Source organism: Frankia nepalensis (assembly GCF_016786325.1).
In the GTDB taxonomy this organism is placed as follows: Bacteria; Actinomycetota; Actinomycetes; order Frankiales; family Frankiaceae; genus Pseudofrankia; species Pseudofrankia nepalensis.
The window spans coordinates 1-8,370 of the sequence record NZ_JADWYU010000069.1 but is presented as its reverse complement, the minus strand read 5'-3'; the positions used below and the strand labels follow the sequence as shown (position 1 = coordinate 8,370).

The 8,370-nt window shown below is 70.5% G+C and carries 7 protein-coding genes and 1 pseudogene; 2 read left to right on the top strand and 6 right to left on the bottom strand.

The features are described 5' to 3' along the window. The 6 genes and pseudogenes from I6A81_RS42940 to I6A81_RS03025 form a co-directional block, all read right to left on the bottom strand. Window positions 1-224, bottom strand: a pseudogene (locus tag I6A81_RS42940) (hypothetical protein); the annotation flags it as partial. Then, the gene (locus I6A81_RS03045) at window positions 181-738 is read right to left on the bottom strand and encodes a MarR family winged helix-turn-helix transcriptional regulator (protein ID WP_203007457.1); all 558 of its coding nucleotides are present in this window, start codon (window positions 736-738) and stop codon (window positions 181-183) included. The gene I6A81_RS03045 and the pseudogene I6A81_RS42940, both read right to left, overlap by 44 nt. 32 nt (window positions 739-770) lie before the next feature. Continuing rightward, window positions 771-2,021: an amidohydrolase family protein gene (locus tag I6A81_RS03040; RefSeq protein WP_203007458.1), complete on the bottom strand. Its 1,251-nt coding sequence runs from the start codon at window positions 2,019-2,021 to the stop codon at window positions 771-773. Between the two features lie 156 nt (window positions 2,022-2,177). After that, window positions 2,178-3,146 carry a quinone oxidoreductase family protein gene (locus I6A81_RS03035; protein WP_203007459.1) on the bottom strand — a complete coding sequence of 323 codons (969 nt, stop codon included), beginning with the start codon at window positions 3,144-3,146 and terminating at the stop codon, window positions 2,178-2,180. After that, window positions 3,146-3,487: an EthD domain-containing protein gene (locus I6A81_RS03030; protein ID WP_238430976.1), complete on the bottom strand. Its 342-nt coding sequence runs from the start codon at window positions 3,485-3,487 to the stop codon at window positions 3,146-3,148. The genes I6A81_RS03035 and I6A81_RS03030 overlap by 1 nt, the downstream gene beginning before the upstream one ends. A 14-nt stretch (window positions 3,488-3,501) precedes the next feature. Beyond that, on the bottom strand, window positions 3,502-4,650 hold the full coding sequence (locus tag I6A81_RS03025; protein WP_203007461.1) for an acyl-CoA dehydrogenase family protein: 1,149 nt from the start codon (window positions 4,648-4,650) through the stop codon (window positions 3,502-3,504). A gap of 311 nt (window positions 4,651-4,961) precedes the next feature. Between I6A81_RS03025 and I6A81_RS03020 the strand changes: the two genes are divergently transcribed. Both I6A81_RS03020 and I6A81_RS03015 read left to right on the top strand, forming a co-directional pair. Continuing rightward, window positions 4,962-6,866, top strand: coding sequence for an alpha-ketoacid dehydrogenase subunit alpha/beta (locus I6A81_RS03020; protein WP_407661238.1), 1,905 nt, complete (start codon window positions 4,962-4,964; stop codon window positions 6,864-6,866). Between the two features lie 122 nt (window positions 6,867-6,988). Continuing rightward, on the top strand, window positions 6,989-8,272 hold the full coding sequence (locus I6A81_RS03015; RefSeq protein WP_203007463.1) for a cytochrome P450: 1,284 nt from the start codon (window positions 6,989-6,991) through the stop codon (window positions 8,270-8,272). The last annotated feature ends 98 nt before the right edge of the window (window positions 8,273-8,370 follow it).

Below are 8,370 nucleotides of genomic sequence, written 5' to 3'. Positions count from 1 at the left end.
ATGAAGTCCTCTTCCAGCATCATCGTCTCGTCGTCCCCGGCGGCCCGCAGCTCGGCCTGTTCCTCGAGCCGGGCCCGGGGGGGGGGCCGGGGGGCCCCCGCGGGGGGGGGGGGGGGGGGGGGGGCCGCCCCGGCGCCCCCCCCCACGTCCGCCTCCAGCTCAGGACTCTGCTTCGTGATGTCAAGCAGTGGACTGTGCGACAGGCAGCAGAGCGCCAGTGGCATCGGTTCCTCCGTCCTGCGGGGTGTCGCCCCAGGCGTGGCGCATCTTCGCGAAGATCGAGACCATCGCCCGCGTCTCCTCGACGGTGAGCCCGAGCTGGGAGAACAGCTCGGAGTTCAGCCGCCGGATGGCGGTGCGGGTGCGGGCCCGGCCGGTGCGGGTGATCTGGGCGAGGGTGACCCTCCGGTCGGAGGGATGCGCCCGCCGCTCCAGGTAGCCCTGCTTTTCCAGCTTGTTGATGAGGTTCGTGACGCTCGCCTGGTGTAGCTGTAGCGCCTTCGCGAGGTACGACAGCGGCACCGCGTCCTCGTTGAAGTACAGGACGACGAGCACCTCATAGCGCGCGAACGACAGCTCGACGGGGGCGAGGATCTCGTCGGCGCGCGCCATGAGGAGTTGGTGTACCCGAAGCAGTGAGGTAACCGCGATCATGCCGTCGGCGGTGTCCTCCCAGCCCTTGGCGACCCACAGGTCGTACGCGGCCTGGATCGGGTCGCGGTTCCAGTGCTTGGGCACGTCGTCTCGTCTCGTTCGGCTCGGGGCCCGGCTCAGACCGCCGCGGGCTGCTTGAAGCCCAGCACATCGGCCAGCGTGCCGCCGACGATGGCCTTGCGCTCCTCGTCCGGGACGCCGGCGAACTGCTGGGTGAGCAGCTTCTGGCTTTCCCGGAACGTTCCCTCGGCGTGCGGGTAGTCGCTGCCCCAGATGATCGAGCTCACGCCGGTGATGTGGCGGGCGGCGACCGCCGCCGGGTCGTCGGAGAACGAGACGTGGAACTGGCGCTGCACGTACTCGCTCGGCATGAGCGGGTAGGGCCACTTCTCGTTGAGCAGGAAGATCCGCGACATGGTCTGCTGGCCCTCGACGGTCGCCGGGGCGTTGTCGTCCCAGGAGCCGATCCACCAGTCGGTGTCCTGGCCGATGCCGGTCGTCCACGCCTTGTCCATGGCGCCGACGAGCGAGGACAGCCAGTGCGCGTTGAACTCGATGAGGCTGAAGTGCAGCTCGGGGAACCGCTCGGGCACGCCGGCGCCGATCAGGTCGCAGATCACCTTCTGCGGCACGAGCGTCGACAGGACCGACTGGGTATAGAGCCGCTCGGCCGCCGACTTGGCGGTCACCGGCTGGTTGACCTGCCGGGCGTTCTCCTTGACGACCCGCATCGTCGAGCTCGACGGGTTCTTCATCTTCACGCCACCGGTCTGGGTGTGGAAGAAGATCTGTGCCCCGGCGGCGCGGGCCGCCTCCCAGACCCGGTCGAGCTCCGGGTCCCAGTACGTCGTCGGCGGGATGCCCGGCAGCAGCAGGGCCTTGAAGCCGGCGTCCGTCACGCGTTCGATCTCGGCGACGGCGTCGTCGATGTCGGTGAGCGGGATCGGGCAGGTCGGGGCGATGCGGTCCCGGTAGGGCAGGAAGCGCTCGATGAGGTAGCCGTTGTAGACCCGGGCGTGCCCGATCGACAGCTCGTGGTCGTCGGAGTACAGCCCGAAGATCGACAGGTTCGGGTGCATCACGCAGGCGTCGACGCCGTCGGTGGTCAGGTCCTCGAGGATCGTCTCAGGGTCGCCATCGGGCGTGCGGCCGGTGGTCTGCCGGTAGCGGGAGACCGTCCAGCCCTCGAAGCCGGGCGTGTGCAGGCGGCGGAAGACCTTAGCCCCGCCCTCGACCAGCGGCTCCTCGAGCTCGATGTCCTCCTCCCACACCGACCGGTCGCGCAGGTGCACCGGCATGCGGGTCTTGAAGAGGTCGATCGGCTCGAGGATGTGCCCGTCGGCGGAGACAACGAAGTCCTTGGACATACCACACCATCCGTTCGGGGTCGGCTGTACCGACCGGTCCATCAATGTCTACCCGTCGGGATATATGGAGTCAATACTGTTTGAAGTCAAAGTATCTGGTGATGGATGGCCGCCTCCGCGGGAGGACCGGGCCGTCGACCCGCGGGCCGGGCGCCGTTACTCGGGACGGGCGACGATCTTGCCGAAGACGTCGCCGTCGACCATGGCCTGGAAGCCAGCCCGGGTTTCGGCGAGCGGGATGACCTCGTGGATCGGGGGCCGCAGGCCGTGATCCGCGACCATCTTCACGAGGTGTTCGAGATCGTGGCGGGATCCCATCGTCGTGCCCACGATCCGCAGGTTGGCCAGGTACAGCCGCTCGATGTCCAGCGGCGGGTTCGTTCCGGAGGTCATGCCGGCGACGACGATCGTGCCGCCCGGACGCACGGCCTTCATCGAGTGCGCCCAGGTGGCCGCCCCCACGGTCTCGATGACCACGTCGACCCGCTGGGGCAGGCGCGCACCCGGCTCGAACGCCGCGGCCGCGCCGAGCGCGACGGCGCGGGAGCGCTTCGCCTCGGAGCGCCCCGTGACCCAGACGCGCACGCCGGCGGCGGCGCCCAGCATGACGACCGCGGTCGCCACGCCACCGCCGGCCCCCTGCACGAGGACCGTCGTGCCCTCGGTGGCGCCGGCCAGGACGAACAGCATCCGGTAGGCGGTCAGCCACGCCGTGGGCAGGCAGGCCGCCTGCTCGAACGACAGCTCGGCGGGCTTGGCGACCAGGTTGCGCGACGGCACGGCGATGCGTTCCGCCAGGCCGCCGTCGTGGAAGTCCGACAGCATCGAGATCCTGGGGTCGAGCACCTCGTCGCCCACCCAGGCGGGGTCGTTGACCAGCGCGTGGACGAGGACCTCGTTGCCGGACTCGTCGACGCCGGCCACGTCCGAGCCGAGCACGCGCGGGAGTGGCGCGCCCCGGGGCCCGTGCCCGCGCAGCGACCAGATGTCGTGGTGGTTGAGCGACGCGGCCCTGACCTCGACGAGGCTCCAGCCCTCGGGAACGGCCGGCTCCGGATGGTCGCCGACGCGCAGCCCCGACAGCGGGGAGGTCGGATCCACCGCGGTGATCGTCGCGGCCAGCATCAGCGGACCACGCCGATGTCGCGCACCTCGGTGACGAGCACCAACCGCTTGCCCTTGTCCATGAAGTTCTCCTCGTCGTCGCGCAGCACCCTGCCCTCGTCGCCGAGGTACCAGCGGTTCCAGATCGCCAGCCCGGCGCGGTCGCCGAACCCGATCTCGGTCACGCAGTCGTACGCCGTCTCGGTGGTGCCGCGGCCGAGCGTGACCGCGTGGTTCTGCGCGTAGTGGACGATCGCGTCCGCCACCTCGGCCGGGATCGCGCGGTGAAAGAGCGGCGCGTGCCGATGTTCGTAGTACTCCCGGAACTCGTCGCGCGTCAGGCCCGGCCGACGCTTGATCATCGCGATGATTTTGATCATCTCGTCAGGTGCCTCGCGATGACGTTGCGCTGGATCTCGCTGGTGCCCTCGCCGATCTCCAGCACCTTCGCGTCCGCGTAGAACCGGGAGATCGCGGATTCGCGCACGTAGCCGTAGCCACCGTGGATCTGGACGCTCGCGCTCGCCGCGCGGTTGGCGACCTCGGACGTGTAGAGCTTGGCCATCGCCGCCTCCTTGGCGAAGGGCCTGCCCTGGTCGCCCAGCCACGCGGCGCGGTACACCAGGGCGCGGGCCGCCTCGACCTCGGTGGCCATGTCGGCGAGCTTGTGCCCGATCGCCTGGAACCGGGAGAGCTTGCTGCCGAACTGCTCGCGGTCGTTCGCGTGCCGCAGCGCCAGGTCGAGCGCGGTCTGCGCGAGCGAGAGCCCGAGCGCCGCGACGCTGATGCGCCCGGCGTCGAGGACCTCGAGGAACTGGCGCAGGCCGTTGCCCTCCTCGCCGATCAGGTGGTCGTCGGGGATCCAGCAGTCGGTGAAGACGAGCTCGCGGGTGTCCATGGCGTGCCAGCCCAGCTTGCGCAGCGGCCGGCCCTTGGAGTAGCCGGGCGTGCCGTCCGGGATGAAGAAGGTGCCGTAGCGCTTGCGGCCGTCGGACGAGGTGCCGGTCGTCGCGAGGATGGTCACGCCGAGGCTGATCGGCGTGCCGGCGTTGGTGATGAACATCTTGGTGCCGTTGATCCGCCAGCCGTTGCCGTCGCGGACCGCGCTCGTGCGCACGGACGCGGCGTCCGAGCCGGCGGTCGGCTCGGTGAGGCCGAAGGCGCCGAGGTTCGTGCCGGTGGCCAGCGGGACGAGCCAGCGCTGCTTCTGCTCCTCCGTGCCGAAGGCGGCGAGCGGCAGCGACGCGATCGTCGAGTGGGCGTTCCACGCGGCGGCGATCGACTGGTCCGCGCCGCCGATGGCCTCCATCACGGCGACGTACGAGACGTAGCCCGCGTCCGCGCCGCCGTACTTCTCGTCGATGAGCATGCCCATGATCCCGAGCGCGGCGAACCTGGGGAAGATCTCGGAAGGGAAGTACTCGCGCTCGCTCCAGTCGGCGGCGTGCGGCTCGATCTCCTTGGCCGCGAACTCGCGGCACACGCGCTGGAGGGCGAGCGTCTCCTCGGGGAGATCGAAGTCCATGAGGGCTTCCCGTCGACGAAGGGTTGCATTTTTGGAACGAGCGGTACAAGAATGTCGCGTTGTCGCCCGATGTCAAGCGGTGGGCGGTGTCACCGGGGCCAGACGCGGCCGGGTCACCGGGGCCAGGTGCGGGCCAGGTCACCAGGGCCGGGTGCGGGCCAGGTGGCCGGGGCCAGGTACGGCCCAGGTAACCCGAGGCCACGCATGGGCCGGTGCCGCACAGGCCGGAAGGAAGGCTGCAGGCGTTGACGTCCACCGACCTGGAAGAGATCGGCACAGATCCGGCGACGCTGGGGGAGCTCTACCGGCGGATGCGCCTGATCCGGCGGTTCGAGGAACGGGCCGCGGTGCTCTACCGCGACAGCCACATCCCCGGCTTCCTGCACCTGTCCATCGGCCAGGAGGCGACGGCGGTCGGGGCCTGCTGGCCGCTTGACGACCGGGATGTGATCACTTCCACCCACCGCGGCCACGGGCACTGCATCGCCAAGGGCCTCGACGTCACCGAGATGTTCGCCGAGCTGATGGGGCGCGAGACGGGGACGAACCGCGGCCGCGGCGGCTCGATGCACATCGCCGACCCGCGCAAGGGCATCTTCGGCGCGAACGGCATCGTCGCGGCGGGGCTGCCGATCGCCGCCGGCGCGGCCACCGCGGCCCAGCTTCGGGCGACCCGCGGGGTGGTCGTCGCCTTCTTCGGGGACGGCGCGGTGGGGCAGGGCATGTTCCACGAGGCCGTGAACCTGGCCGCCGTCTGGGACCTGCCGGTGATCTTCCTGTGCGAGAACAACCACTACGCGGAGTTCTCGCCCGAGGCCGACCAGCACCGCGCGTCGCTGGCCGACCGGGCCCGCGGCTATGGCCTCGGATACGCCCACGTCGATGGCAACGACGTCCTCGAGGTGACCCGGACGGTGTCACGGCTGGTCCGTGACCTCCGGGCCGGTGCGGGCCCGGTGCTGCTCGAGGCAGAGACCTACCGTTGGCATGGCCACTACGAGGGCGACCCGGAGAGATACCGCGACGCCGCCGAGGTCGACACTGCCAAGGCTGGCGATCCGCTGCTCGTGCTCGCGCGGAGGCTGGAACCGGCGCAGGTGGCCACGATCGACCGGGACATCGACGAGCAGATCGAGAAGGCGGTGGCGACCGCGTCCGCCGCGCCCGAACCCGAGCCGGAGACGCTGTATCACTACGTCACCAGCCCGCGCGAGCACGTCGCCGAGCCGCCGGAGCCCACCGGCGAGATCTTCCGGACGATGGACGCGGTGCACGAGGCGCTGGACGGCGAGCTCGGGCGCGACCCGGACGTGTTCGTCGCCGGCATCGACGTCGGCGCCGGCGGCAACGTCTTCGGCCTCACCCGGGGGCTCGCGGCGAAGTACCCCGGCCGCGTGCGCGACACCCCGATCTCCGAGAGCGCCGTCATCGGCACGGCGGTCGGCGCGGCGATGGCCGGCCTGCGCCCGGTGGTCGAGGTCATGTACCTCGACTTCATCGGCGTCTGCCTCGACCAGATCATGAACCAGGCCGCGAAGATGCGCTTCATGAGCGGCGGCGCGGCGAGCCTGCCGCTGGTCATCCGCACCCAGTTCGGCGCGGGGCGCTCGTCGGGCAGCCAGCACTCGCAGAGCCTGGAGGCCCTGCTCGCGCACATCCCGGGACTCACGGTCGTCATGCCGTCCACCCCGGCGGACACCTACGGCCTGCTGCGCAGCGCGATCCGGGACCCCAACCCCGTGGTCTTCATCGAGAACCGGCTGCTCTACGGGCGCAAGGGCCCGCGCCCCGCGCCCGACGCGCTGGTACCGCTCGGGAAGGCCGCCATTCGCCGACAGGGCACGGACGTCACGCTCGTGTCCTACTCGAAGATGGTGCACAACTGCCTCACCGCCGCGGAGCAACTGGCCGACGAGGGAATCAGCGTCGAGGTCATCGACCTGCGCACGATCGCGCCGCTGGACTACGAGACCGTCCTCGGCTCGCTCGCCAGGACCAACCGGCTCGTCATCGCGCACGAGGCGGTGACGCCGTTCGGCGTGGGTGCCGAGCTCGCCGCGGCGGCGGTGCGCGAGGGCTTCTGGACGCTGGACGCGCCGGTCATCCGGGTGGGCGCGGCCCCGACCCCGGCGCCGTACGCGCCGTCGCTCGAACGCGCCTGGCTGCCGGACGTCGAGCGGATCGCCGCCGCGGTCCGCGAGTCGGCCAGCGCGTAGACCGCGCGAGCGCCCCGCGCGTCGAAGCCCGAGCGCACCGAAGCCTGAGCGCACCGAGGCCCGAGCGCGACCGAATGCCGAGCACAACTGAACGCCGAGCGCGACCGAACCGGAGCAGCCAGATGACGGACCTGACGGACCTGAGCACGGTGAACTTCTTCCGCGACCCAGAGGTCGCGGTCGACCCGTGGGCGTACTTCAACTTCCTCCTGGCCGACCGTCCGATCTGGATCGAGCCGAAGTACGGCGTCGCGATGGTCTCCGGCTGGGAGGAGGCGCTCACGGTCTTCCGTGACCCCGACACGTTCTCCTCGTGCAACCTCATCGCCGGGCCGCGGCCAGCCTTCCCGGTCGAGATCAAGGGGCAGGGCGACGACATCAGCGAGCTGATCGAGGCGCACCGCGACGTGCTGCCGCAGAGCGATCAGCTTGTCACCTTCGACCCGCCGAAGCACACCGCGCACCGTTCTCTGCTGATGGGGCTGATCACGCCCAAGCGGCTCAAGGAGAACGAGGAGTTCATGTGGCGGCTGACCGACCGCCAGCTCGACGCGATCCTCACGATGGGCACCTGCGAGTTCATCAACGACTTCGCGCAGCCCTACACGCTGCTGGTCATCGCGGACCTGCTCGGGGTTCCGGAAGAGGACCACCAGATGCTGCTGCAGTCGACCGGGATCGGGGTCTTGCCCGGTGACGTCGGCGGTAAGGACCTCGGCCACCACACCCTGGACCCGCTCTACGACTACTTCATCGAGCGCATCGAGCAGCGGCGCGCCAACCCCCAGGGCGACGTGCTCACCGGCATGGCGGAGGCGACCTTCCCCGACGGCAGCACCCCGGACCTGCTCGATGTCGCCCGGATCGGCGCCAACATGTTCGCCGCCGGGCAGGAGACCACGGTGCGCCTTCTCAGTGCGTGCCTGCAGATTCTCGGCGACAACCCGGAACTGCAGCAGCAGTTGCGGGATGACCGGACGCTCATCCCGCGCTTCATCGAGGAGTCGCTGAGGCTGCAGGGGCCGATCAAGAGCGCGTTCCGCCTGGTGCGCCGATCGACCAGCGTCGGCGGCGTCGACCTGCCCGCGGGCACCGTCGTCCTGCTGATGAACACCGCGTCCGGTAGGGACCCGCGCCAGTTCGAGAACCCGGACGCGCTGTGGCTCGAGCGGCCCAACTCGCGCCGGCACCTGGCGTTCGGGCACGGCGTCCACACCTGCCCCGGCGCGCCGCTGGCCCGGTCCGAGGTGCGCATCGTCCTCGAGCGGCTCTTCGACCGCACGTCGGCGATCAAGATCTCCGAGGAGTTCCACGGGCCGGCCGACGCGCGGCGCTACGAGTACATGCCCACCTACCTGTTCCACGGCCTGATGAAGCTGCACGTGGAGCTGACTCCCGTTGCCTGACACCGGGCCGGCGAGGGAAGCACGTGACGCTGGGACGGGACCCGGTGGCGCGCAGGCGCGCCTGCGCGGAGGCCCGCCACGAGCGAAGCGAAGTGGCC